The organism is Pseudomonas caricapapayae (assembly GCF_001400735.1).
In the GTDB taxonomy this organism is placed as follows: domain Bacteria; phylum Pseudomonadota; class Gammaproteobacteria; order Pseudomonadales; family Pseudomonadaceae; genus Aquipseudomonas; species Aquipseudomonas caricapapayae.
Genome location: NZ_LJPW01000120.1, coordinates 69,880 through 91,652, shown reverse-complemented (window position 1 = coordinate 91,652; position 21,773 = coordinate 69,880). Strand labels below are relative to the sequence as shown.

Genomic DNA, 21,773 nt, shown 5'->3' with positions numbered 1-21,773 from the left:
GGCGGCGAACACCTCATCCGGCACAGTGGCACCGCGATGGGTCGGATAGACCGGGATCCGGTAACTGTCGGGATAACGCTTGAACATTGCATACTGACCGGGTGCCAGTTTGTCCTTGTACTGCTCGACATTGGCCGCGGTGATGATAAACAACGGTTTTTCGCTGGCATACGGGTTGGCGAGGAACCCCTTGCTGTCCACCGCTCCGGCATTTTTCGGCAACGGGCTCCAGGCAGGAATGGTGTTGGCCGCGTTGCCGGCTTTTTCCGCGCCCATCGGCGTCAGCGACGTCCCCAGCTTTGCCGCGTCCGATGCGGAGACCGCCGCCATCACACCGGTCGCCAGCAACGACATGCCCAGAACCCCGGCTTGCAACAGACTTTTTGTTATTTTCATATTCATCGTCATCCTGAAAACCATGTTCTTAGAAGTTCATGCCAAAGCTGAGCGCCACGAAGTCCCGGTCATCAACCGTGGTGTATTTGCCATCAAAGAAGTTGGTGTAGGAAAGGTTGGCGGTGTACGTGTTCTGGTACTCGGCATCGAGCCCCAGACTGACCGCCTTGCGACCCTCCTCAAAGTTGCCGCCAGGGCCGGGGGAATAGCCTTTGACGTCATGCGACCAGGCCACGCTCGGCTTGAGGTTTACCCCGGCAAACACGCTGTTGTAATCCCAGATGGCGCGGGCGCGGTAGCCCCAGGAGTTGGCAGTGGTAAAACCGTCGTCTTCGCAGTAGCGGGTCAGGTTGTTCTGTTCGGCACCGGTCAGCGTGCCTGCGTTCAGCGTCGCGCACTGCCCGCCAGGCAGAGGGCCCGGTCCATACACGGGGTCGCGGCCGTAACGAATTTTGGACGTGCTTTCCAGGCCCCCCACATGAGTCCAGCCGACTTCACCGACCACCGTCAGACGCTCGGCACCCATGACCTGGTCAAAAAACTGGGTGAAGGTGGTTTGCAGCTGGGTGATCTCCTTGCGGCGATAACCGGGCTGATCGGTATTGGGCTGCCCGCTCAGCAGCGATACATTGGGGTTGAGCGGGGAAATGCCCGAGTACAGGATATCGGTGGTGTTGACCTGAATCGGTGCGTTGGGGCGGTAGCTGATCTCGCCGCTCCACGCCGTGCCGGTAGGCAGGGTGGTCGAGAAGCTCAGGCCATACAGGCGGATGTCTTCCGGGTACTCGACGTAATAACTGGAGTTGCCGGCCACGACAACCGGCAGCAAGGTCGGTGCCAGCGCTGCGGCAGTGCTGGCCGGCAAACCGTTGCGAACCAGTGAGCCCACCAGCCCTTGCGGGCTGAACGAAGCTGCCGAGCCGCCGCGCCCGCTGAAAATCGGTGCACGGCTGTGGTAATTCATCATGTAGGCGCCGAACTCGGTGTCCAGCGGTTCGAAGTTGTAACGCAAGGCAAAACCGAACTGGCCGCTGTCACGCGCATCGCGGTCCGGACCACGGCGCACAACCGCGCCCTCATCGGGGTTGCCGAACACCACGCCCTGCTGCGACAGCGAGTTGAAGACCGCACCGCGTGCCCCCGCGGGCAAACCGGCAGCGGTCAGTGAACTGTTGAGACCGCTGCGGCTGCGCAACACGGCGAGGTTGTTGTTGCAACCGTCGGCAATCACATCTGGCTGCGAAAAGAAGGTGCCGCAGTTATCGACGACCGTCTGGTCCCATTCGAGCTGGTAGAAACCCTCGGCAGACAGGTTGTCGGTCAGGCTCTGCGACAGGTAGAACATGTTGACCGGAATCAGGCCTTCCTTGATTTCAGAGCCTGGACGCCGGAAGGCCGAGACATCGACCGGGTTGACACTGTTGATGCCGCCCTGAATGAAGGTACTTTCACCCCAACTGATGACCTGCTTGCCGAAGCGCACGGCGCCCGGTTGATCGGCGATCGAATAGTTGTGATAGACAAATGCGTCAAGCAACTGAAACCCGGACGACTTTGCGCCCTCCTTGCGGCCCGAGTCGCTGATGTCCTTGAACTCGCGATTTTCATCCTTGAGTTCAAAGTCGTACCAGTATTTGCCACGCAGAAACACGCCGGTATCGCCGTACTTCAGTTCCAGATCATGGATGCCCTTGAAAATCTTCGAAAACGTCTCTCCCTGTTTGAAGTTCAAGTGACCGTCATCGGAAGTCTGCGACAGACCACGCCCGCCGTTGTTGGCACCGATCAGATTTTTATTGGGGTTTGCGGTCGACCAGCTGGCGCCCACCGACAGCGACGAATCGAAACTGCCTTCGATCTCGCCGACATTGAAGGTCACGCCAAAGGCCGGGCCGGCGAGCGAGGAAGCAAGGCTGACGGCCAGAGGCAGCCTGGCCCGACGCCAGAATGGGGGGGTGCTTGTCATCGACGCTACTCCTTGTGTTTTATTGTTATGGCAGTGGGAAAATCCAAAAACGACTCAGTCATCGAATCAACACACAGCCAGCTCGCTCTTGCTCATTCCCTGTGCCGACTATAGCCAGCACGCCCTGACGCTAGATCCCTCTAAAGTGTGATTTGCAGGACCAACGCCTCTGGCCCGCCCGTTTCCGGGAGGCCGCTGAAAAACGTGTGGCGGGGAGGATGGCGTAATCTGGAAATTTGGCAAGTCACAGAGCAGGACCTGCAGCGCAGACACTTGCCGCACCGGACGGGCACGGCAAGCATGAGCGCTCAGAGCGTCGACAGAAATGCGCTGTTGCTTTTTTGCCACTCGACGATGTCCAGGCGCATGCGCTTTTTGTCCAGCTTGCCGACGCTGGTCTTGGGAATTTCGGTAACAAGCGCGATCTGGCTGGGAATTGCCCACTTATTGATGTGACCTTGCTCGACAAACGGCTTGAGGTGCTCCTTCAATCCTTTGGCATCGAGTTGATGACCATCTCGCATCACCAGCAAGGCAAACGGGCGTTCGCCCCATTGCGGATCGGCGATCCCGACCACGGCCACTTCGCGCACGGCTGGATGGCGACTGCACAGGTCTTCGAGTTCCAGCGAAGAAATCCATTCACCACCGGTCTTGATCACGTCCTTGATACGGTCGCGAATATCGATGAAGCCCATAGCGTCCAGCGTCGCCACATCGCCCGTATGCAGCCAGCCATCCGCCCACAGTTCAGCGCCTTTCTCGGGCTCGCGGAAATAGCTTTCGGTCAGCCACGGCGCACGCAGGACCAGTTCACCCTGGGTCTCGCCATCGGCCGGGAGAACGTTGCCTTGCAGATCGACGATGGCTGCCTCCACCAGCATGACGGGAACACCCGCCTTGATCCGGTAGGTGATCCGCTCGTCCTCACTGCTGGCCTGCAGCTCGTCATTGATGTGCGCGATGGAAATCAGCGGCCCGGTTTCAGACATGCCATACGCGGCAGTCAGCTGGATGCCCTTGGCCTTGGCGGCCTGATACAGGCTGCGGTTCAACGAGCTGCCGCCAATGATGATTTTCCAGTCGCCGAAATCTGCATTCTGGGCGGATTTGGCGTTGAGCAACATTTGCAGGATGGTCGGCACACAGTGGGAGAACGTCACCTTCTCCTTGCGCCAAAGCTCTACCAGCAGCTCGGGCTCATAGCGACCGGGGTATACCTGTTTCAGGCCCAGCAGGGTAGCAACGTAGGGAATGCCCCAGGCATGCACGTGGAACATCGGCGTGATAGGCATGTAGACATCATCGCTGCCCAGTAGCCGCGGTGTGTCGACGCCCCCCAGGGTGGCCGCCCCACTCATGGTGTGCAACACGAGCTGGCGATGGGTGAAGTAGACCCCTTTAGGGTTACCCGTCGTGCCTGTTGTGTAGAACGTGGTCGCGACCGAATTTTCGTCGAAATCCTCGAAGACGTACTCGGGGCTGGCGGCCGCCAGCAGGGTCTCGTATTCGCCGACAAGGTTTGGCAGATCGGCAGTCTTGTCTGGCAGATCCGTCAGCAGCAGGGTCTTTTCGACCGTGGTCAAGTGTCCGGACATCGCCTGATACAGCCCCACGAACTCGCTGTTCACCAGCACCAGGCGGTCATCGGCATGATTGATGGTATAGGCGATCTGCTCGGGAGAGAGCCGCACATTGACGGTATGGATCACCGCGCCGATCATCGGGATCGCGAACATGCATTCCAGATAACGGTGGCTGTCCCAGTCCATGACCGCCACAGTATCGCCCGCCTTCACGCCTGCAGCCGTGAGTACGTTGGCCAGACGGCAAATGCGTTCGTTCAGCGTGGGGTAGGTATAGCGGACGGAGTCGCGGTAAACAATTTCGCGCGTCTTTTCATAACGACTGCCGGACAACAGCAGGCGCTTGATCAACAGAGGGTACTGGTAAGCGCTATCGGCTGGCGGAAGAACACGAGTCTTTAACATATGAGCCCCTTTTCAAGTCCACAGGCGAAGCTGGAAATATGGACTCTAGAGCCCTCCGCTGCCAGTGAAATCAGTAAAAGGGATGATTCAGGCGGCCTCTCGCTGTCTACGAGAGGCGCCCAAAGGCTGTGCATGATCAGCAAAGCCCTCATTGAATACAGGTTTCAGCGTACTTCGGTGAGCGCCAGTTTGATGCCCAGCGCAACCAGCACGCCGCCCATTGCCCGATCAAACCAGTGCCCCATGCGCGCAAACCCCGCGCGTACCCGCGCCTGACTGAACAGGCGCGCCACCAGACAGAACCAGGCGGCCGTCGCCACTGCGAGGTAGACACCATAGCCGCCCTGCACCAGCAGCGGTGTGTGCGGATTGATCACTACCGTGAACAGCGAGAGGAAAAACAGCGTTGCCTTGGGATTAAGTCCGTTGGTAACAAAACCGCTGATGTAGGCCCCCTTTGCCGTGCGCTCGCCAGGGACTGCCTTGATGGCGGCATCGTCTGTTTCGGCAGCGGTTCTGGCTCGCAGGGCCTTGATACCGATGTACAGCAGGTACGCGGCTGCCGCCCATTTCAATGCGTTGAACAGGACGATGGACTGGGAAACGATAATGCCGATACCCAGCAACGAATAACCCACATGAAGGAAGATAGCCGAACCGACGCCCAGCGCTGACCAGGTGCCCGCTTTGCGTCCGTGCGTCACGCTCTCGCGCACCACCACCGCAAAGTCCGGACCGGGGCTGGCGACAGCCAGCAGGTGGATCAGCGCGACGGTGAGAAATTCTGCCCAATACATGTGGGGCCTCCTGGAGGATTGAAGTCTGACCCGGCAGATTACGCTGTCTGATGTCTTCGCAACAGGTGCCGGCATTGATGCAAAGCGTCCTTTGGGCGACGCAGAGCGTCGAGAACCGCATTCCCACGCTGGAGCGTGCGGAACGATCATCTCAACCATCGTGCGACGCTCCGCATCCTCTCCCAACGCAGAACATCAAGAACCGCATTCCCACGCTGGAGCGTGCGGAACGATCATCTCAACTACCGTGCGACGCTCCGCATCCTCTCCCAACGCAGAACATCAAGAACCGCATTCCCACGCTGGAGCGTGCGGAACGATCATCTCAACTACCGTGCGACGCTCCGCGTCCTCTCCCAACGCAGAACATCAAGAACCGCATTCCCACGCTGGAGCGTGCGGAACGATCATCTCAACCATCGTGCGACGCTCCGCGTCCTCTCCCAACGCAGAACATCAAGAACCGCATTCCCACGCTGGAGCGTGCGGAACGATCATCACAACCATCGTGCGACGCTCCGCGTCCTTTAGCGACGCAGAGCGTCGAGAACTGCATTCCCACGCTGGAGCGTGCGGAACGATCATCACAACCATCGTGCGACGCTCTGCGTCGCATGCCGTTCTGGACGCTCCGCGTCCTCCTGCCCCATATCCTGTTAGACTGCGCGCTTTTTCAGGAGCCATTCCATGGACCCGCGCAGTGAAGTGTTACTCCGTCAGGCCGAGCTGTTTCAGGGCTCGCTGTTGCTGGTGGGGCTGCCCGCCGACGACCTGCTCGGAAAACTGCCGGGTGCGCGTGGATGGTGCTGGCATGCCGGTGATCAGGCCGCGCTGGATGCGCGGTTTGAGGGCCGTGTGGATTTCGGCGTTGAGGCACCAGAGACCGCCTTCGAAGCTGCCGTACTGTTCCTTCCCAAGGCTCGTGACCTGACCGACTACCTGCTCAATGCACTGGCCTCGCGTCTGGCCGGGCGCGAGCTGTTTCTGGTCGGCGAAAAGCGGGGTGGTATCGAAGCGGCGGCAAAGCAACTGAGTCCGTTCGGGCGCGCGCGCAAGCTCGACAGTGCCCGCCACTGCCAGCTCTGGCAGGTCACCGTCGAGAACGCACCGCAAGCCGTGACACTGGAAAGCCTGGCCAGGCCCTACCAGATTGAATTGCAGGACGGCCCGCTGACCGTAGTCAGCCTGCCGGGCGTTTTCAGCCATGGCCGACTTGATCGTGGTTCGGCGCTTTTGCTGGAAAACATCGACAAACTGCCGAGCGGCAACCTGCTCGACTTCGGCTGTGGTGCCGGCGTACTCGGTGCAGCGGTCAAGCGTCGCTACCCGCATAACGATGTCGTCCTGCTGGATGTGGACGCTTTCGCAACGGCCAGTTCACGCCTGACCCTGGCCGCCAATGGCCTGGAAGCGCAGGTGCTGACCGGTGACGGAATCGACGCTGCACCGATGGGCCTGAACACGATCCTGAGCAACCCGCCGTTCCATGTCGGGGTTCATACCGATTACATGGCGACGGAAAACCTGCTGAGAAAAGCACGCCAACATCTTAAAACAGGCGGCGAACTGCGCTTGGTGGCCAATAATTTTCTGCGTTATCAGCCACTGATCGAAGAGCATGTCGGGCAATGCGAAGTCAGGGCCCAAGGCAATGGTTTCAAAATCTACAGCGCCAGACGCCCTTGAAATAAGCACTTGCCGAAACGTTTTCGCGGAGGCAGAATCCGCTCCGTCCTAGGGGAGTAGTCTCCCACGAGCGCCATGCTCGTCCGGCACGTATCAACATACTTGGTCCTCAGACCATGGTACGTGCGACCCGGAATCCGCTCAGACGGATCGGTGGTTTGACAAGACCTATGACACGAACACCTTACCCGGGGCGGGGAGGTCGTACGTGTCATAGCCGTGTCGACCCGCCCCTTAGGAAACCTGATGCTGGAATCATTCTTAATCCCTACCGCAGTGGTTGCGCTCGCCGAGATCGGTGACAAGACGCAGTTGCTCGCGCTCATTCTCGCCGCACGCTTTCGCAAGCCATGGCCGATCATCGCGGGCATCGTCGCCGCAACCCTGGCCAATCATGCGGCAGCAGGCGCTGTAGGTGCATGGTTCAGCAGCTTCCTGTCAGACGCAGTGCTGCACTGGATCCTCGCCGCCAGCTTTACCGCCACGGCGCTGTGGACACTGGTTCCGGACAAGATGGATGACGAAGAAGCCAGTACGGCACGCAAATTCGGCCCGTTCATGACCACGTTGATCACCTTCTTCATCGCTGAAATCGGTGACAAGACGCAGATCGCCACCGTGATGCTGGCGGCGCAATATTCCTACCTGTGGCTGGTGATTCTCGGTACCACCGTAGGCATGCTGCTGGCCAACGTGCCGGTGGTGCTGGCGGGTAATTTTGCCGCCGAGAAATTGCCACTGACACTGATCCGCCGCCTGGCTGCCTGCGCGTTCTTCGTGCTGGCGCTGGTGGCGGTGTACAAGGCAATGCAGGTCAGCGGCTGGGTGTGACCCATACCCGTGGCGTTGCGCAAACGCGCCACGCTACGGGATGTGGGCCGATCAGGATTTAGGGGCTTGCTCATACAGCGGCATCACCTTGGGAATCGCGGCCTGCAGCGATGCGATGCGACTCTGGGATGCCGGGTGAGTACTCATGAACTCGGGCTGCGAGCCCCCAGCGTTCTGAGTCATCTTCTGCCATAGAGTGATGGCCGCATTGGGGTTGTAACCCGCACGTGCGGCCAGCTCCAGGCCGATCAGGTCGGCTTCGTTTTCATTGCTGCGGCTGTTGGGCAAGGTCAAGCTGTAGTTGACCACGGTGTCGGCCAGCGCCAGGCTGTCCTGACCCAGCCCCAGAAAGGCACCCGCCCCCTGTTTGGCCATTGCCACACCGTAGGCCTTGGACATCGCTTCACGCCCGTGCTCGCGCAAGGCATGGGCGATCTCGTGTCCCATGACCGCGGCAAGTTCATCGTCGGTCAGCTTGAGGGTGTCGATCAGGCCGGTATAAACGAAAATCTTGCCGCCCGGACCACAGTTGGCGTTCAGCTCATCGCTCTTGATCAGGTTGACTTCCCACTGCCACTGAGCCGAGTCAGGCCGCAGTTTCGGGGCCTGGGCAATCAAGCGGTCAGCGATAGCGTGAACACGCTTGGCATTTGCGCTGGTGGTATCCAGCACCCCTTTGCTGGTCGCTTCGCTGACGGTCTGCTGATAGGACTGGGCGTACATTTTGTTGACTTCGTCAGTCGAGAGCATGCTGAACATGTACTGCTTGCGCTCCACACCGACCGAGTCGCCACTGGTGGTATTCACAGCCTGACACCCGCCGAGCAGCAACGCGGCGCTCAAGGCACAGAGGGCAAATGACTGACGCATGGTGAATCTCCTTGTTTGTGAAACGGTCATTACCGGGGCAGACCTCTGCGCCAGATACCGGCCAACTGGCATCTTGGGCTTTGAGAGAGGTGGATGGTTCCCGAAGGTATGTCCCGTTTGTATCAGATGCGCTTCAAAGCGGATATCGGATTTGTCTGATTCGCCGCTTTCAGGTCTGCGCGCCTAGCTCAACGGGGTAAGGCACTCAGGCGCATTGAGTTTCGGATCATTGACCAGGTTGGCCAGAGGCCGCTCTCGCAATGCAGACTGCGGGGCGGCCAATAATGCTTGCAGGGTTGGCAATGGCGTATCGGCGGCCAGCCAGTCCTTCTGGCCTTGAGCATCGAGAATCAACGGGCGACGCTGGCTCGCGGCTGCCTGGGTGACCACCGCCACGCTCAGGTAGGTATGCCCCTGCACCGGATACGCCTCCCATATTGCCGCAAAAAACAACGCAGCCCCCTCCCCCGGCGTCAGCCAAAACGGTCGCTTGCGCACCGTGCCGCGCCACTCGTAAAAGCCGTTGGCGGGCAGCAGGCAGCGGCGATGGGTAAAGGCGTCGCGAAACATCGGTTGCTCGGCCACCGTTTCGGCCCGTGCGTGGGCCGGGGTCTTCGACAGGTCGGTAAGCCAGGCCGGGGTCAGCCCCCAGCGCGCACGCACCAGCTCGATACCGCCCTCGTTCTCGGCAGCGCGCATGATCAACACCCAGTCGGCTGGCGAAATGTTCCATTGCGCCTGTTGATCGGCAGGAAATCCGGGCAAGGCGGCAAAGGCAGGGGTCCAGCGAAACAGGGCGAAGCGTCCACACATGGGGGTTTATCAGACTCTTTTGATCGTGCTCAACACACGAGGATGTCGGGAAAATCATCCGGCAGCTCATCGCCAGACAAGGGCGAGGCGCTATTGTACGCAGTGATCAGCTCGCGTGCCCGTGCGACCTGTGCATCGTCGACCTTGAGCGCCAGAAGCCCGAGACCCGGCAGCTCCCCCATCGCACCGAGCAGATCGCGACCGGCCAGATGCGCCTTGACACCCTCGCTGGCGAGCATTGCCAGCAGCAACTCGGCCTCCATCAGATTCTCGGGCTCATAGATCTTCTGCATCACTCGTTCTCGCTGCGAACGTCCAGATTCCAGTCTTCGCCGTCGGTCTGCAGGTTGAAAATGATCGGGCGGCAGCAGACCGGGCAGTCTTCAATATACTGTTGATCGCCACCGGACAGGTCCAGTACGGCTTCGACAGGTTCCCCGCAATAAGGGCAGTCGTAACTCTCTAATTCCTGCATCACGGTCTCCGGGATCAGTTATGCGTATAATTGCCCCATTCTTCAGAAGGCTGTTTTAACAAATCCGTCTTCTTTTTACCCTATCCGATTCCAACAAGAGAGCATGATGGGCGAATTTGATGCCATCCGACCTTACAACGATGCAGAAGTCCCCGCCGTCTTGGCACGTCTGCTGAGCGACAAAGCCTTTCTCGCAATTCTGACCCGATTTCGCTTTCCCCGCCTGGCGGGTGCGTTCGGCTGGCTGCTGCAGCCAACGCTGGCGCGCAAACTGCGCCGCGAGTTTGCCGGTATCGACTCGGTCGCCACGCTGCAGGACAAGGTCGAGTATTACGTCGACCACACCATCGAGCGCGCCACCGACGGGGTCACCTACACTGGCGTCGAACAGCTCAAGTCCGGTTGTGCGTACCTGTTTCTGGCCAATCACCGCGATATCGTCATGGACCCGGCATTCGTCAACTATGCCGTGTACCACGCAGGCCTGCCAACACCGCGCATTGCCATTGGCGACAACCTCCTGCAGAAACCCTTCGTCAGCGACCTGATGCGCCTGAACAAGAGCTTCATCGTGCATCGCTCGATCAGCGGGCGGCGCGAGAAAATGGCGGCCTATCAATTGCTGTCGGCCTACATCAATCACTCGATTACCAAGGACTGCCAATCCATCTGGATCGCTCAGGCCGAAGGCCGTGCCAAGGATGGTGACGACCGCACCGAGTCGGCGATCCTCAAGATGTTTCACATGAGCCGCAAGGATGAGCCGTTTGGCGACGTGATTCGCTCTCTGAACCTGATCCCGGTATCGATCAGCTATGAATACGACCCGTGCGACAGCGCCAAGGCCCGGGAGCTGTACATTCGTGCAACCACCGGCTCTTACACCAAGACGCCGGGCGAAGACGACGTAAGTATCGCTCTGGGAATCACCGGTTATAAAGGCCGCGTACACGTCAACTTCGCACCGCCGATCACCGAGCAGTTCGAGGACACCAAGCAACTGGCCATCGAGATGGACCGGCAGATTCTCGGCGGCTATCGCCTGTTTCCGGTGCACTACCTTGCGTACGCACAATGGAGCGCTGCCGACCCGAGTCTCGACGTTCCGCCCGTTGCGACCCTGTTTCCCGCCGATGAGCTGGAGCGCGCCCGGGATGAATGGGAAGGCCGCCTGGCTGGCGTGCCGGTCGAACATCGCCCTTACCTGATTCAGCAGTACGCGACACCGGTCCGCAACCAGTACCGCGTCAAGGCTGGGCTGCCACTCTAATGTGTCCGGGAAAAACCTGACCTATCGTTCCTCACGCTCCGCACAGGAATGCAGTTCTGGACGCTCTGCGTCCGACCTTGAGCGCTTCAGCGCGCCGTGACGCAGAGCGTCACCCAAGGCATTCCCGTGCTGGAGCGTGAGGAACGACAGGTGCACGGGAGGGCACGCATCATGTCCATGCTTCGCGTGGTCATGCAGCCCCCGAAACATCCAGCATGACAATTCTCTGCCGCTGTCACCCCAGCGTCATACTTCGCCTGCATTGTGTGGCTCCTCAAGAAACGGACTTCCCTCTTTTTGGAGCTTGTCATGCTGCACGCAAAAAATCAGGACCGCCTTTATCTCATTGCCCCGAGCGATGAGCAGCAGGAATTGATCGATGGCCTGGCCTTCAACGTTCAGGACCGCCACTGGCTGGTCTACTGCGCACTGGGCGGGCATGCTCATCATGATTTGCCGGATCTGGACCAGGCCACCGGTTTCAGTTTTCTGGATTTCTATCAACAGGCGGCCTGAGCCTGACAAAGGCTGCGTCGCCGGTCCCGAAAAAGCAAAAAGCCCGGCCCCTTCGACAGGGGCCGGGCTTTTCTTTTTTATGCGAGCCTTACTGCGCCAGGGTAGAACCGATGGTTGCGTCCTGGAAGACGCGGGTCAGCGCATCGCTCAACACGTCGCTCACCAGCTTGGTGTTGGTTTCCTGGTTCGGGGCCATACCGAAACGCTGGTCCAGCGATGCGGCATAACGACCGCTGTAGCTGCGCCCGTTATTGCGCACGTCAGCGCGGAACGTCGAGCTGATGGTGGCTTCAGTCACGTACAGACCTTCCTTCGGTGACTGGTACTTCAGGTCTGCCAGGGTCACGGTCAACTGCGGAGCGTTGCCACCTTGTGTCGGCGTGAAGCCCAGCAGGCGCACTGCCGCTTCAGCTTGCGCCTGAAGCTTGGGAACGATATCTGCACCGTTGACGCTGATGGCGCTGGTTTCCGGGTACATGCCGCCACGGGTACCCAGCGTCGGGCCAGGGCGGCCATCGACGACACGCACGACCACAGGCTGACCACGCCCTACGGCGGCGAGCTGTGCGTTGAGCTTGGGAGTGGGGCTGAGTTGTTGCGGACTGTGGGCACAGCCCGCCAGGGTCAAACTGCTTACAGCAAGCAAACCGAACAAAATGCGACGCAGCATGCTCATTTCTCCATGGGCCAGACACTGAATGTGCCGCAGTATAACGGCCAGTCACAGCCGCTAACCAGAGGCCGCTGACCGTTAGGCTTCGGACATCCGGCCTGCAACGGGGTTCACGCGAAGGCGCGGGCAGAGATTGATGCAGCACGATGTAATCAGGGCGTCACATCCGGTCGGCAGACTCGCTTGCATCGCCCAGACGCTCATCCACGTCACAGGAGCTGCGCCATGAATCTTTTCCAGTCTCTGTTTACCGCACGCCGCCAGCATCGCCACTACGCACGCATTGATCAGGCAGGCATCTGCCGCGCGTTCAAGCATTGCGCACAACGTCCGGCGGGTGTCGAGTGGGTCGAAGTGACCGAGCAAAGACTCGGCTGGCTGAACCAGCCGCTGCCTGCCAGCGCCCGAGTGGCGCAGCGTAGCACGCGCTCGACACGCGGCCAGTTGCTCACCGCCTGACCCGATAGCGAATAAAAGTCATTTAAAGCGATCAATTCCTGCCATTTCATCGCTATAATCTCCCCCCGATTATAAGGACGTCTCCTGATCGGGCCTCGCAGCATTGCTAATCGTCGTATTAGCGCCTTCGTACTGCCCACAGAGAGCCGCCCACACAGGTCATGTGCGCACGAGTGTGCTCGATGAACGGCGAAGAATGCTCGAATCGTATCGAACCTTTCTCGCCTGCCAGCGCCTCACTCTTTAGGCTCCTGACCTGCCAGCGCTGTCATCGCAGCCATTTTGAGGTTTGGTTCACGTTTCCAAAAGGACGTGAAAAACGGGTTTCACTACTTCACAAGAGTGTGGCGAGCAAATGAATAGGTACGCGTTTGTAAATGCACCATCAGCGTCTGAACCGGCTCTCTTGAACAGGACTGACCGCGGCTGCGCCTCCATGACCGGAGCCTGACGCCATCGACAGGAGCCCATCGCATGACGGGCTCCCTGACGATGGTCGAATGGCCTCGCAGGCCTGGAAATGCGTTCATGAAACATTGATGAACCATGACCGGGCCTGACCGGGACCTGCGCTTTAGATGCGGAAAATTGCGAAGAATCGGTCAGGCGATCCTGGCCAGGAAAGCGAGGGCACCCTTTTGATCCAGACCCCGAACACCTGGCGACCAGCCTCAGGATCGTATGCCGTCAATTTGGTGCTGCAGATTTTGGAGACGCGTTAATGGCGCATAACGAAGCAGTCGACGTAGTACTGGTCGGAGCGGGCATCATGAGTGCCACTCTGGCGGTATTGCTCAAGGAGCTCGACCCCGGCCTCAAGCTGGAAGTCGTTGAGCTGATGGATTCCGGTGCTGCCGAGAGTTCCAACCCGTGGAACAACGCAGGTACCGGCCATGCCGGTCTGTGCGAGCTGAACTACACCCCGCCTGCGGCCGATGGCTCCATCGACATCAAGAAAGCGGTGCACATCAACACCCAGTTCGAGGTCTCGAAACAGTTCTGGGCCTATCTGGCGCGCAAGGGCACCTTCGGTTCAGCCAGATCATTCATCAACCCGGTCCCGCACCTGAGTTTTGTGCAGGGTGAAAACGGCATCTCGTTCCTCAAGACCCGCTTTGAAGCCATGAGCAGGCATCACGCGTTTTCTTCGATGGAGTACACCGAAGACAAGGTGAAGCTGGCCGAATGGATGCCGCTGATGATGCCCGGGCGGCCTGCTGACGAAAGAATCGCCGCAACGCGCATGATGAACGGCACAGACGTCAACTTTGGCGCGCTGACCAATCAACTGCTCAGCCACCTGTCCAGCGCTCCGGGCACGCAGATCAAATACCGTAGCCGGGTCACCAACCTGACCCGCAACGGCGCAGGCTGGACCGTGAGCGTCAAGGACGTTAACGGCGGCGGCACCCGTGAGATAGATGCCAGATTCGTGTTCCTCGGTGCCGGTGGCGCCGCGTTGCCGCTGCTGCAGTTGTCAGGCATCGAAGAGAGCAAGGGCTTTGGCGGCTTCCCGGTCAGTGGCCAGTGGCTGCGTTGCGACAACCCGGAAGTGGTCAAGCATCATCAGGCCAAGGTCTACAGTCAGGCAGCCGTGGGCTCCCCGCCGATGTCGGTGCCGCATCTGGACACCCGCGTGGTCGACGGCAAGAAATCCCTGTTGTTCGGACCGTATGCCGGCTTCACCACCAAATTCCTCAAGCATGGTTCGTTTCTCGACCTGCCGCTCTCGGTACGCCTGGCCAACATCAAGCCGATGCTTGCGGTAGCCCGCGACAACATGGACCTGACCAAGTACCTGGTCAGCGAAGTGATGCAGTCGATGGAGCAACGCCTGGAATCGCTGCGCCGCTTCTATCCGGAAGCGAAAGCCGAAGACTGGCGTCTCGAAATTGCCGGCCAGCGGGTGCAGATCATCAAGAAAGATGCGAAAAAAGGCGGTGTGCTGCAGTTCGGCACCGAGCTTGTTTCGGCGAAGGACGGCTCACTCGCCGCCCTGCTGGGTGCTTCGCCGGGCGCTTCGGTCACTGTATCGATCATGCTGGAACTGCTGGAACGTTGCTTCCCGGAGAAAACCCGCACCGAGTGGGCAGCCAAACTCGACGAGATTTTCCCGGCCCGGGAAAAACTCCTGGAAACCGATGCGCAGTTGTACGAGCGTATCAGCACCCAGAACGACGAGGCCCTGGAACTGGTCGAGAAAAGCAGTCAGGAGCACAGTTTCGCCTGACCTGCTTCAAGGCCCTGAGCCTGCTGCACAGGCGGTTTGCTGTATAAACAAAAAGCCCCGTGAACTCTTGCGAGTCACGGGGCTTTTCGTTGCGGATGTCAGTCAGAGATTTTTCGACAACACGGCAATGTGCTCCGGACCAATCCCGCAGCAGCCGCCGATGTGCGTAGCACCGCGTCTGACCCAGTCCGCAGCCCATTGCTGATAGCCCTGAGGATCAAGGTCTTCACGCAACTCATCCAGACCATCGTTGGCTTTGGCATCCTTGGGTTGCGGCGGGAAAGCATTGGCATAGGCACCAATGGCGATGTCGACATTCAACGACTTGAACACTTCGCGCGCCGCGTCGATTGCACCGCCGATCACCTCTGGCTGGCTGCAGTTGAACAGCAGCGTCGCAACCCCCATCTGCGCAGCGGCCTTTGCCGCGTCGGCAACCGGCTCGCCTGAGCGCAAACGCGGCACCTCGTCGGTGTCTTCGTCCTGAAGGGTAAACGACAGCCAGAACGGCTTGCCGTCATTGGGCAGCCCGGCGCGGATGGTCTGCGCTTCGAGTATGCAGCTCTGCGTTTCGGCCAGCCACAGATCGACAAACGGCGACAGCCCGTCCACCAGTGGCTTCAAAATATCGGCTGCCCGCTCAGGCTTGTACAGATCAGGACGATAGGAGCCGAACAGTGGCGGAATGGAGCCCGCCACCCGGGCACGCCCACCCGAGGCGTCGGCCGACGCGCGCGCAAGTTGCCCGGCCAGCGCTGCGAGTGCCTGCCCCTCGCGGGCAAAGCGCTCTTCGCCAATATGAAAAGGCACAACGGCATAGCTGTTGCTGGTAATGACCCGAGCGCCACTTTCGATATAAGCCGCGTGCACTGCGCTGACCGCCTCAGGGGCTTCACTCAATGCCAGCGCCGACCATTCAGGCTGACGAAACGGGGCTCCGCGACGCTGCAGCTCACGGCCCATGCCGCCATCGAGAATTACAGTTGTGCCTTGAGTCATAGATGATCTACTTATATGTATATGAAAAAAACTCATTATGAGTCAGTCTTGTATAACGTATTTAATACGGCGCTTTCATCAAACTACAAATACTTTTTCAGGGGATATCTGTGAATTATCGCGCTCTACTGGGCATTGGCCTGGTCACTTTGGCGGCCTCCACTCAAGCTCTGGCCGGCGCCACGCTGGATCGCGTGCAGAAAAACAAAGAGCTGGTCAACGTTCTCATGGAAAGTTACCCGCCCTTCTCCTTCCTGAATGACAAGAACGAACTGGACGGCTTCGACGTGGACGTCGCCAAGGCCGTGGCGCAAAAACTGGGCGTCAAGTTGCGCCTTGAAACGCCCTCCTGGGATGTCATCGCGGCAGGCCACTGGAGCGGCCGTTACGACATCTGCGTCTGCTCGATGACACCAAGCAAAGCCCGCGCTGAAGTCTTCAACTTCCCGGTCGAGTACTACGCTTCGCCTGCGGTGATCGTGGTCAACGCCTCGGATGACCGCATTCATTCGGCCAAGGACCTCAGCGGCAAAAAGGTCGGCCTGACCAGCGCTTCCAGCTACGAAAGCTACCTGAACAAGAACCTGGTCATTGATGGCGCAGAAGACAAGCCATTGCAATACCCCTTCGATGACGTACAGATCGCCCCGTACGATAACGACAACGTGGCGTTTCAGGACCTGGGCCTGGGCGCAGGCAAGCGGCTGGACGCCATACTCACCAATCTGGTAACGGCAAAACCGCGTCTGGATCAGGACAAACGCTTCAAACTGGCGGGCGAGTCGCTGTACGAGGAACCCAACTCCGTGGCCATCGAAAAAGACGATCCGGAATGGGACGCCAAGGTCCGCGAAGTCTTCGCCGAACTCAAGAAAGACGGCACGCTCAGCCAGCTGTCGCAAAAGTGGATCGGTGCTGATATCAGCAAATGACTTCCTTCCAGCCCCAGCGCCCACCCGAGCAGGCTGAACAGAGCCTGCTAAAGCGAGTTTTCGGCTTCCGTACGCGGCTTTACCTGACGTGGCTGGTCATGTTCGCGCTGTTCGCCGGCTTCTTCCTGAGTTTTGATCTGAAGCTGTCGATCATCCTCGACAAACTGCCCAACCTGATCGGTCTGCACCTGGCCCCCAACGGCTTTCTTCAGGGTGCGGCGCTGACGCTGTTTGTTTCGGTGTGTTCGATTGCAGTCTCGGTAGTGCTGGGCTTCGTCACCGCCCTGGCCCGGCTCTCCAGCAGTGCAGTGGCGTTCGGCATTGCCAGCTTTTATGCCTCGTTCTTTCGTGGCACACCGCTGTTGATTCAGATTCTGCTGATCTATCTCGGGCTGCCGCAAATCGGCATCGTGCCTGGAGCCATCACCGCAGGCGTCATCGCGCTATCGCTCAACTACGGGGCTTACCTGAGCGAGATTTTTCGTGCAGGCATCATCGGTGTCGCTGCCGGACAGCGTGAAGCCGCCCTGGCCCTGGCCTTGCGTCCGGCGCAGATCTTCTGGCGCGTTACCCTGCCCCAGGCCATGCGCACCATCATTCCGCCGACGACCAACCAGTTCATCTCGATGCTCAAGGATTCGTCACTGATTTCAGTAATGGGCGTCTGGGAGGTGATGTTTCTGGCGCAGTCCTACGGCCGGTCCAGCTATCGATACATCGAAATGCTGACCACCGCAGCGGTGCTGTACTGGATCATGTCGATTGGCTTGGAGTTGCTGCAGTCGCGACTGGAAAGGCATTACGGCAAGGCGTATCAGGCGCGCAAATAACGGCAGCTTTCGTCCGTACGCTCTGCGCTCAGTGTTATACACAAGTCTGTTTTTGATCCTGGCCGAAGGCCGTGGGAGCAGACCGGGCGACGCTTCGTTTGTTCGCGAAGGGGGTTGTATAATCTTCGAAAATGCATCGACTACAACACCGTCTTCGCGAACAGGTTCGCTCCCACGCCCTCTGGGCATAAGCCTGGAAGACCGTTATTCCGGGCGTTCCAGGACGTGTGTGTAACGGCTGAGAGCTCCGCGTGGGAATGCAGTTCCGGACGCTCTGCGTCCAGCCCTGGCAATGCGGAGCCTTGACAGGATAATCAACTACGGGCTTTTTCGATCAGTTCGATGTACTCATCGGCATTACGCTGATCCTTGATCAGGGCAACGAAGTCGTTGCCTTGCTCGTCCTTGCCATCGAAGTCGTGGCCTGCTTCCCTGAAAAACACCAGGAAGCGTTCAAAATCGTTGATGCGCAGCCCACGGTAAGCCTTGATCAGCTTGTGCAGTGATGGCGAGGTAGCATCATAGGGTTCGAAGTCGAGGAACAGCTTGATCTGCTCATCGCCAATCTCATCGCCAATCAACTGCTTCTTGTCTTTACGCATTACAGGCTCCAGCAGGTCGCAGACACTTTCACGGGCGGGCAGTTTACCCCTCCGCGCGTGCAGGTCTCAACGCGCACGTGCAGAGGTGGTGTGCAGATCGGCCCAGATATGCCCGTTGGCATAACTCAGGAACTGGCAATAAACCTTCTCGTTGCGCAGCAAGTCGACCAGCACACGGTACTGAGCCAGCGGGTAATAAAGGGTCAGCGTACTGGTCGGCTCGTCATAGGTGGGCTTTTTCAGGCTTTTGCTGTCGCCACCGTCAAAATGCACAAGCACCTGTGAAATGGACGCGCCCTTGTTCAGTGACTTGCCTTTCAGGCGCATCGACAAGGGGGAAGTGACCGGAATCGGCTGCTGGCTGGATTGCCGCTGGTTACCGGCAACGATGGTGTATTCGGTGACCCGCATCAATTGTTGCTGCTCCGGCGCGCCCTCACGCAGGCTCAGGTCATCAGGCGGCAGGTATTGCTCGTGCATGGGGCTGGCCGCCACCGGCGCAGCAGCTGCAGCTGCAGCTGCAGCCACTGTCAGGCCAGACAACAGCATCCATGCCACAGCACCGGAAATCAGTAGCTTCATCGAGGGTTTCCATATAATTGCGAATTGACGACCGCCCTCTATTTCCAAGCGGCGGTCGTCAGCATGCCTTACATCCCTTTGACGGCATAGATGCCGGCAGCATTACGCCAGTAGCCTTTGTAGTCCATACCGAAACCGAAGATGTAACGGTCAATGCACGGCAGGCCGACGTAGTCGGCTTTCAGGTCCGGACGGGCCTTGCGATCGTGGTCTTTATCGATCAGCACGGCAGTGTGCACAGCGCGGGCACCGGCGTGTTTGCAGAAGTCGATGATGGCGCCCAGGGTGTGACCCTCATCGAGGATGTCGTCGATGATCAGCACGTCACGGTCGATGAACGAGACTTCCGGCTTGGCTTTCCAGAACAGATCGCCACCGGTGGTTTCGTTGCGATAACGCGTTGCGTGCAGGTAGGACGCTTCCAGCGGAAAGTTCAGGTGCGTCAGCAGCTTGCCCGAGAAAATCAGGCCGCCATTCATCACGCAGAACACCACCGGATTGCGTTCGGCCAGTTCGGCATTGATCTGCGCGCCAACGCGGGCAATGGCAGCATCCACTTCGGCCTCGGTGTACAGGCAGTCGGCTTCGCGCATGATTTGACGGATATGCTCGAGATCAGCGGACATGGCGCTCTCCAGGTAAGGCAGTTTGAGAAAAGCGGGCAAAGGTACGCATCCGTTCAAGCCAGAGCAAGCGATTCTGGACTAACGTTGCGAGTGTCTTTCAAAAGCCGCGAACGTCGAAGCGTCGAGACGATAACGCACGTGCTTTAAGACAGTAACAGCTGAATAGATTAATCTAGACCGATTTTTGCCCCGCTGGAGCCTTTCCCCATGCCCATCCGTGAGATCCGTCACCCACTGATCCGCCACAAGCTCGGCCTGATGCGCCGCGCCGACATCAGTACCAAGAATTTCCGTGAGCTGGCTCAGGAAGTCGGCGCGCTGCTGACGTATGAAGCCACCGCCGACCTGACCCTGGAAAACTACGACATTCAGGGCTGGGCCGGTACTGTTTCCGTCGAGAAGATCGCCGGCAAGAAAATCACTGTCGTCCCGATCCTGCGCGCCGGTATCGGCATGCTTGACGGCGTGCTCAGCCTGATCCCGGGTGCCAAGGTCAGCGCGGTCGGTGTAGCCCGCAACGAAGAAACCCTGCAGGCGCACACTTACCTGGAAAAACTGGTTCCGGAAATCGACGAGCGCCTGGCAATGATCATCGACCCGATGCTGGCCACCGGCAGCTCGATGGTCGCCACCATCGACCTGCTGAAAAAGGCTGGCTGCAAGGAAATCCGCGCCATGGTTCTGGTCGCTGCACCAGAGGGCATTGCGGCTGTAGAGCAGGCGCATCCGGATGTCATGATCTACACCGCCTCCATCGACGAGCGTCTGAACGAACACGGCTACATCATTCCGGGCCTGGGCGATGCCGGTGACAAGATCTTCGGCACCAAACAGAAGGACGCGTAACCCGATGACGCAGCAGGAGTTCAACGATCCACTGTGGCGCACGATTCTTTCCGGCGCGCAGATGCTGTTTGTCGCCTTTGGCGCGCTGGTACTGATGCCGCTGATCACTGGGCTCGATCCAAACGTGGCGCTGTTCACGGCAGGCCTGGGCACGCTGTTGTTCCAGATCGTTACCGGGCGTCAGGTGCCGGTATTTCTGGCATCGAGCTTTGCCTTCATCACCCCGATCATCCTCGCCAAGGGCCAGTTCGGCCTGGCCGCGACCATGGGCGGTGTCATGGCGGCGGGCTTCGTCTACACCTTTCTCGGTCTGGCGGTGAAAATCAAAGGCACCGGCTTCATCGACCGCCTGCTGCCGCCAGTGGTGATCGGGCCTGTGATCATTTCCATCGGCCTGGCCATGGCCCCGATTGCGGCCAACATGGCGATGGGCAAAACCGGCGATGGTGTGCAGCTGATTCCCTATCAGACCGCCATGCTGATCTCGATGCCGGCATTGCTGACAACGCTGATCGTGGCGGTGTTCGGCAAAGGGATCTTCCGTCTGGTGCCGATCATCTCCGGTGTGCTGGTGGGGTTCGCGCTGTCGTTCTACTTTGGTGTGGTCGATACCAAAAAGATCGCTGACGCTGCCTGGCTGGCTTTGCCGCACTTCACCGCGCCGGAGTTCAACTGGCAGGCGATTCTGTTTATTGTTCCGGTCGCCCTGGCCCCGGCCATCGAGCATATCGGCGGCGTTATTGCGGTCGGCAGCGTGACCGGGCGCGATTATCTGAAAAAACCGGGCCTGCATCGCACACTGTTCGGCGATGGCATCGCTACGACTGCCGCAGGCCTGTTCGGCGGTCCGCCCAATACCACCTACGCCGAAGTGACCGGTGCCGTCATGCTGACCAAGAACTACAACCCGCAGATCATGATCTGGGCATCGTTCTTCGCCATCACGCTGGCATTCATTGGCAAGTTCGGTGCGCTGCTGCAGAGCATTCCGGTACCGGTGATGGGCGGCATTCTGTGCCTGCTGTTCGGCTCGATTGCAGCGGTGGGCATGAATACACTGATCCGCCACAAGATCGACCTGGCCGAAGCGCGCAACCTGGTGATCGTCTCGGTAACGCTGGTGTTCGGGATCGGGGGTGTACTGATCGGCACCGGCAACGGCCCGAACGATTTTGGCCTGAAGGGCATAGCCCTGTGCGCCATTACGGCGATCATTCTGAACCTGATCCTGCCGGGCAACGACACCTGGAAGAACAAGCAGCTGGATGATCAGTTGCCTTGACGCTTCACTTCTTGACTATCGTGCCAATGCTCCGCGTTGGCATGCAGTTCTGGACGCTCTGCGTCCGATCCTGAATGTGCGGTGCGGCGCAGATTTGCGAC

23 protein-coding genes and 1 riboswitch are annotated in these 21,773 nt (G+C 59.2%); of the genes, 10 read left to right on the top strand and 13 right to left on the bottom strand.

All coding sequences use genetic code 11. The annotated features are described in order from the left end of the window. The 4 genes from ALO80_RS16880 to ALO80_RS16865 form a co-directional block, all read right to left on the bottom strand. Positions 1–396: DUF1329 domain-containing protein (locus ALO80_RS16880; RefSeq protein WP_162491685.1), on the bottom strand; the 396-nt coding region annotated here is incomplete at its 3' end. A 28-nt stretch (positions 397–424) separates the two neighbouring features. Continuing rightward, on the bottom strand, positions 425–2,362 hold the full coding sequence (locus ALO80_RS16875; protein ID WP_055009816.1) for a DUF1302 domain-containing protein: 1,938 nt from the start codon (positions 2,360–2,362) through the stop codon (positions 425–427). Positions 2,363–2,670: 308 nt separating this feature from the next. Further along, positions 2,671–4,353, bottom strand: a complete 1,683-nt coding sequence (locus ALO80_RS16870; RefSeq protein WP_055009815.1) for a fatty acid--CoA ligase — start codon at positions 4,351–4,353, stop codon at positions 2,671–2,673. Between the two features lie 164 nt (positions 4,354–4,517). Next, positions 4,518–5,150, bottom strand: coding sequence for a LysE family translocator (locus ALO80_RS16865; protein ID WP_055009814.1), 633 nt, complete (start codon positions 5,148–5,150; stop codon positions 4,518–4,520). Between the two features lie 687 nt (positions 5,151–5,837). On the opposite strand from ALO80_RS16865, the gene ALO80_RS16860 reads away from it, so the two are divergent. Together ALO80_RS16860 and ALO80_RS16855 are read left to right on the top strand one after the other, a co-directional pair. Continuing rightward, on the top strand, positions 5,838–6,836 hold the full coding sequence (locus ALO80_RS16860) for a class I SAM-dependent methyltransferase (protein WP_055009813.1): 999 nt from the start codon (positions 5,838–5,840) through the stop codon (positions 6,834–6,836). Between the two features lie 38 nt (positions 6,837–6,874). Next, a riboswitch (yybP-ykoY riboswitch) is annotated at positions 6,875–7,013 on the top strand. Between the two features lie 69 nt (positions 7,014–7,082). Next, positions 7,083–7,667, top strand: a complete 585-nt coding sequence (locus ALO80_RS16855; protein WP_054985727.1) for a TMEM165/GDT1 family protein — start codon at positions 7,083–7,085, stop codon at positions 7,665–7,667. Between the two features lie 51 nt (positions 7,668–7,718). Here ALO80_RS16855 and ALO80_RS16850 read toward each other — a convergent pair whose 3' ends face one another. From ALO80_RS16850 to ALO80_RS16835, 4 genes are all read right to left on the bottom strand, one after another. After that, positions 7,719–8,537, bottom strand: a complete 819-nt coding sequence (locus ALO80_RS16850; RefSeq protein WP_055009812.1) for a M48 family metallopeptidase — start codon at positions 8,535–8,537, stop codon at positions 7,719–7,721. Positions 8,538–8,720: 183 nt separating this feature from the next. Then, positions 8,721–9,350 carry an SOS response-associated peptidase gene (locus ALO80_RS16845; RefSeq protein WP_055009811.1) on the bottom strand — a complete coding sequence of 210 codons (630 nt, stop codon included), beginning with the start codon at positions 9,348–9,350 and terminating at the stop codon, positions 8,721–8,723. Between the two features lie 29 nt (positions 9,351–9,379). Next, a complete protein-coding gene (locus tag ALO80_RS16840) occupies positions 9,380–9,643 on the bottom strand; it encodes a putative signal transducing protein (protein WP_054985730.1) in 264 nt (87 codons plus the stop codon). After that, the gene (locus ALO80_RS16835; protein WP_054985731.1) at positions 9,643–9,825 is read right to left on the bottom strand and encodes a CPXCG motif-containing cysteine-rich protein; all 183 of its coding nucleotides are present in this window, start codon (positions 9,823–9,825) and stop codon (positions 9,643–9,645) included. Before ALO80_RS16835 ends, ALO80_RS16840 begins: the two co-directional genes overlap by 1 nt. A gap of 103 nt (positions 9,826–9,928) precedes the next feature. Between ALO80_RS16835 and ALO80_RS16830 the strand changes: the two genes are divergently transcribed. Both ALO80_RS16830 and ALO80_RS16825 read left to right on the top strand, forming a co-directional pair. After that, positions 9,929–11,095: a 1-acyl-sn-glycerol-3-phosphate acyltransferase gene (locus tag ALO80_RS16830; RefSeq protein ID WP_055005670.1), complete on the top strand. Its 1,167-nt coding sequence runs from the start codon at positions 9,929–9,931 to the stop codon at positions 11,093–11,095. Between the two features lie 309 nt (positions 11,096–11,404). Next, positions 11,405–11,611, top strand: a complete 207-nt coding sequence (locus tag ALO80_RS16825) for a hypothetical protein (RefSeq protein ID WP_054985733.1) — start codon at positions 11,405–11,407, stop codon at positions 11,609–11,611. An 88-nt stretch (positions 11,612–11,699) separates the two neighbouring features. Here ALO80_RS16825 and ALO80_RS16820 read toward each other — a convergent pair whose 3' ends face one another. Beyond that, positions 11,700–12,281: a YajG family lipoprotein gene (locus ALO80_RS16820; protein ID WP_054985734.1), complete on the bottom strand. Its 582-nt coding sequence runs from the start codon at positions 12,279–12,281 to the stop codon at positions 11,700–11,702. Between the two features lie 228 nt (positions 12,282–12,509). On the opposite strand from ALO80_RS16820, the gene ALO80_RS16815 reads away from it, so the two are divergent. Then, positions 12,510–12,743: a hypothetical protein gene (locus ALO80_RS16815; RefSeq protein ID WP_055009810.1), complete on the top strand. Its 234-nt coding sequence runs from the start codon at positions 12,510–12,512 to the stop codon at positions 12,741–12,743. 721 nt (positions 12,744–13,464) lie between these two features. Then, positions 13,465–14,973, top strand: a complete 1,509-nt coding sequence (gene mqo / locus ALO80_RS16810; protein WP_055009809.1) for a malate dehydrogenase (quinone) — start codon at positions 13,465–13,467, stop codon at positions 14,971–14,973. Positions 14,974–15,075: 102 nt separating this feature from the next. Here the strand turns inward: mqo and ALO80_RS16805 are convergent, their stop codons facing one another. After that, the gene (locus ALO80_RS16805; protein ID WP_055009808.1) at positions 15,076–15,972 is read right to left on the bottom strand and encodes a homocysteine S-methyltransferase family protein; all 897 of its coding nucleotides are present in this window, start codon (positions 15,970–15,972) and stop codon (positions 15,076–15,078) included. 110 nt (positions 15,973–16,082) lie between these two features. On the opposite strand from ALO80_RS16805, the gene ALO80_RS16800 reads away from it, so the two are divergent. Both ALO80_RS16800 and ALO80_RS16795 read left to right on the top strand, forming a co-directional pair. Further along, positions 16,083–16,904 carry an ABC transporter substrate-binding protein gene (locus ALO80_RS16800; RefSeq protein WP_054985738.1) on the top strand — a complete coding sequence of 274 codons (822 nt, stop codon included), beginning with the start codon at positions 16,083–16,085 and terminating at the stop codon, positions 16,902–16,904. Further along, positions 16,901–17,734 (top strand): amino acid ABC transporter permease, encoded by an 834-nt coding sequence (locus ALO80_RS16795; protein ID WP_055009807.1) that lies wholly within the window; start codon positions 16,901–16,903, stop codon positions 17,732–17,734. The genes ALO80_RS16800 and ALO80_RS16795 overlap by 4 nt, the downstream gene beginning before the upstream one ends. Positions 17,735–18,048: 314 nt before the next feature. Here ALO80_RS16795 and ALO80_RS16790 read toward each other — a convergent pair whose 3' ends face one another. The 3 genes from ALO80_RS16790 to ALO80_RS16780 all read right to left on the bottom strand — a co-directional run bounded on the left by ALO80_RS16790 (position 18,049) and on the right by ALO80_RS16780 (position 19,544). After that, positions 18,049–18,336 (bottom strand): PA4642 family protein, encoded by a 288-nt coding sequence (locus ALO80_RS16790; RefSeq protein WP_055009806.1) that lies wholly within the window; start codon positions 18,334–18,336, stop codon positions 18,049–18,051. A 66-nt stretch (positions 18,337–18,402) separates the two neighbouring features. Continuing rightward, positions 18,403–18,918 (bottom strand): hypothetical protein, encoded by a 516-nt coding sequence (locus ALO80_RS16785; RefSeq protein WP_055009805.1) that lies wholly within the window; start codon positions 18,916–18,918, stop codon positions 18,403–18,405. 68 nt (positions 18,919–18,986) lie between these two features. Further along, complete coding sequence (locus ALO80_RS16780) at positions 18,987–19,544, bottom strand: hypoxanthine-guanine phosphoribosyltransferase (protein ID WP_002552171.1); 558 nt, start codon at positions 19,542–19,544, stop codon at positions 18,987–18,989. 207 nt (positions 19,545–19,751) lie between these two features. On the opposite strand from ALO80_RS16780, the gene upp reads away from it, so the two are divergent. Both upp and ALO80_RS16770 read left to right on the top strand, forming a co-directional pair. Then, the gene (upp, locus tag ALO80_RS16775) at positions 19,752–20,390 is read left to right on the top strand and encodes a uracil phosphoribosyltransferase (RefSeq protein ID WP_003365583.1); all 639 of its coding nucleotides are present in this window, start codon (positions 19,752–19,754) and stop codon (positions 20,388–20,390) included. 4 nt (positions 20,391–20,394) lie between these two features. Then, positions 20,395–21,672, top strand: a complete 1,278-nt coding sequence (locus ALO80_RS16770; RefSeq protein WP_055005673.1) for a uracil-xanthine permease family protein — start codon at positions 20,395–20,397, stop codon at positions 21,670–21,672. Positions 21,673–21,773: the final 101 nt, after the last annotated feature.

What these genes read in the sequence shown, in the direction of transcription:
- ALO80_RS16840 (WP_054985730.1), bottom strand. Translation starts at nt 9,643, where the DNA reads ATGCAGAAGATCTATGAGCCCGAGAATCTGATGGAGGCCGAGTTGCTG.
- ALO80_RS16870 (WP_055009815.1), bottom strand. Translation starts at nt 4,353, where the DNA reads ATGTTAAAGACTCGTGTTCTTCCGCCAGCCGATAGCGCTTACCAGTAC.
- ALO80_RS16805 (WP_055009808.1), bottom strand. Translation starts at nt 15,972, where the DNA reads ATGACTCAAGGCACAACTGTAATTCTCGATGGCGGCATGGGCCGTGAG.
- ALO80_RS16815 (WP_055009810.1), top strand. Translation starts at nt 12,510, where the DNA reads ATGAATCTTTTCCAGTCTCTGTTTACCGCACGCCGCCAGCATCGCCAC.
- upp (WP_003365583.1), top strand. Translation starts at nt 19,752, where the DNA reads ATGCCCATCCGTGAGATCCGTCACCCACTGATCCGCCACAAGCTCGGC.
- ALO80_RS16820 (WP_054985734.1), bottom strand. Translation starts at nt 12,281, where the DNA reads ATGCTGCGTCGCATTTTGTTCGGTTTGCTTGCTGTAAGCAGTTTGACC.
- ALO80_RS16790 (WP_055009806.1), bottom strand. Translation starts at nt 18,336, where the DNA reads ATGCGTAAAGACAAGAAGCAGTTGATTGGCGATGAGATTGGCGATGAG.
- ALO80_RS16850 (WP_055009812.1), bottom strand. Translation starts at nt 8,537, where the DNA reads ATGCGTCAGTCATTTGCCCTCTGTGCCTTGAGCGCCGCGTTGCTGCTC.
- mqo (WP_055009809.1), top strand. Translation starts at nt 13,465, where the DNA reads ATGGCGCATAACGAAGCAGTCGACGTAGTACTGGTCGGAGCGGGCATC.
- ALO80_RS16785 (WP_055009805.1), bottom strand. Translation starts at nt 18,918, where the DNA reads ATGAAGCTACTGATTTCCGGTGCTGTGGCATGGATGCTGTTGTCTGGC.
- ALO80_RS16780 (WP_002552171.1), bottom strand. Translation starts at nt 19,544, where the DNA reads ATGTCCGCTGATCTCGAGCATATCCGTCAAATCATGCGCGAAGCCGAC.
- ALO80_RS16845 (WP_055009811.1), bottom strand. Translation starts at nt 9,350, where the DNA reads ATGTGTGGACGCTTCGCCCTGTTTCGCTGGACCCCTGCCTTTGCCGCC.
- ALO80_RS16875 (WP_055009816.1), bottom strand. Translation starts at nt 2,362, where the DNA reads ATGACAAGCACCCCCCCATTCTGGCGTCGGGCCAGGCTGCCTCTGGCC.
- ALO80_RS16825 (WP_054985733.1), top strand. Translation starts at nt 11,405, where the DNA reads ATGCTGCACGCAAAAAATCAGGACCGCCTTTATCTCATTGCCCCGAGC.
- ALO80_RS16855 (WP_054985727.1), top strand. Translation starts at nt 7,083, where the DNA reads ATGCTGGAATCATTCTTAATCCCTACCGCAGTGGTTGCGCTCGCCGAG.
- ALO80_RS16795 (WP_055009807.1), top strand. Translation starts at nt 16,901, where the DNA reads ATGACTTCCTTCCAGCCCCAGCGCCCACCCGAGCAGGCTGAACAGAGC.
- ALO80_RS16865 (WP_055009814.1), bottom strand. Translation starts at nt 5,150, where the DNA reads ATGTATTGGGCAGAATTTCTCACCGTCGCGCTGATCCACCTGCTGGCT.
- ALO80_RS16835 (WP_054985731.1), bottom strand. Translation starts at nt 9,825, where the DNA reads ATGCAGGAATTAGAGAGTTACGACTGCCCTTATTGCGGGGAACCTGTC.
- ALO80_RS16860 (WP_055009813.1), top strand. Translation starts at nt 5,838, where the DNA reads ATGGACCCGCGCAGTGAAGTGTTACTCCGTCAGGCCGAGCTGTTTCAG.
- ALO80_RS16830 (WP_055005670.1), top strand. Translation starts at nt 9,929, where the DNA reads ATGATGGGCGAATTTGATGCCATCCGACCTTACAACGATGCAGAAGTC.
- ALO80_RS16770 (WP_055005673.1), top strand. Translation starts at nt 20,395, where the DNA reads ATGACGCAGCAGGAGTTCAACGATCCACTGTGGCGCACGATTCTTTCC.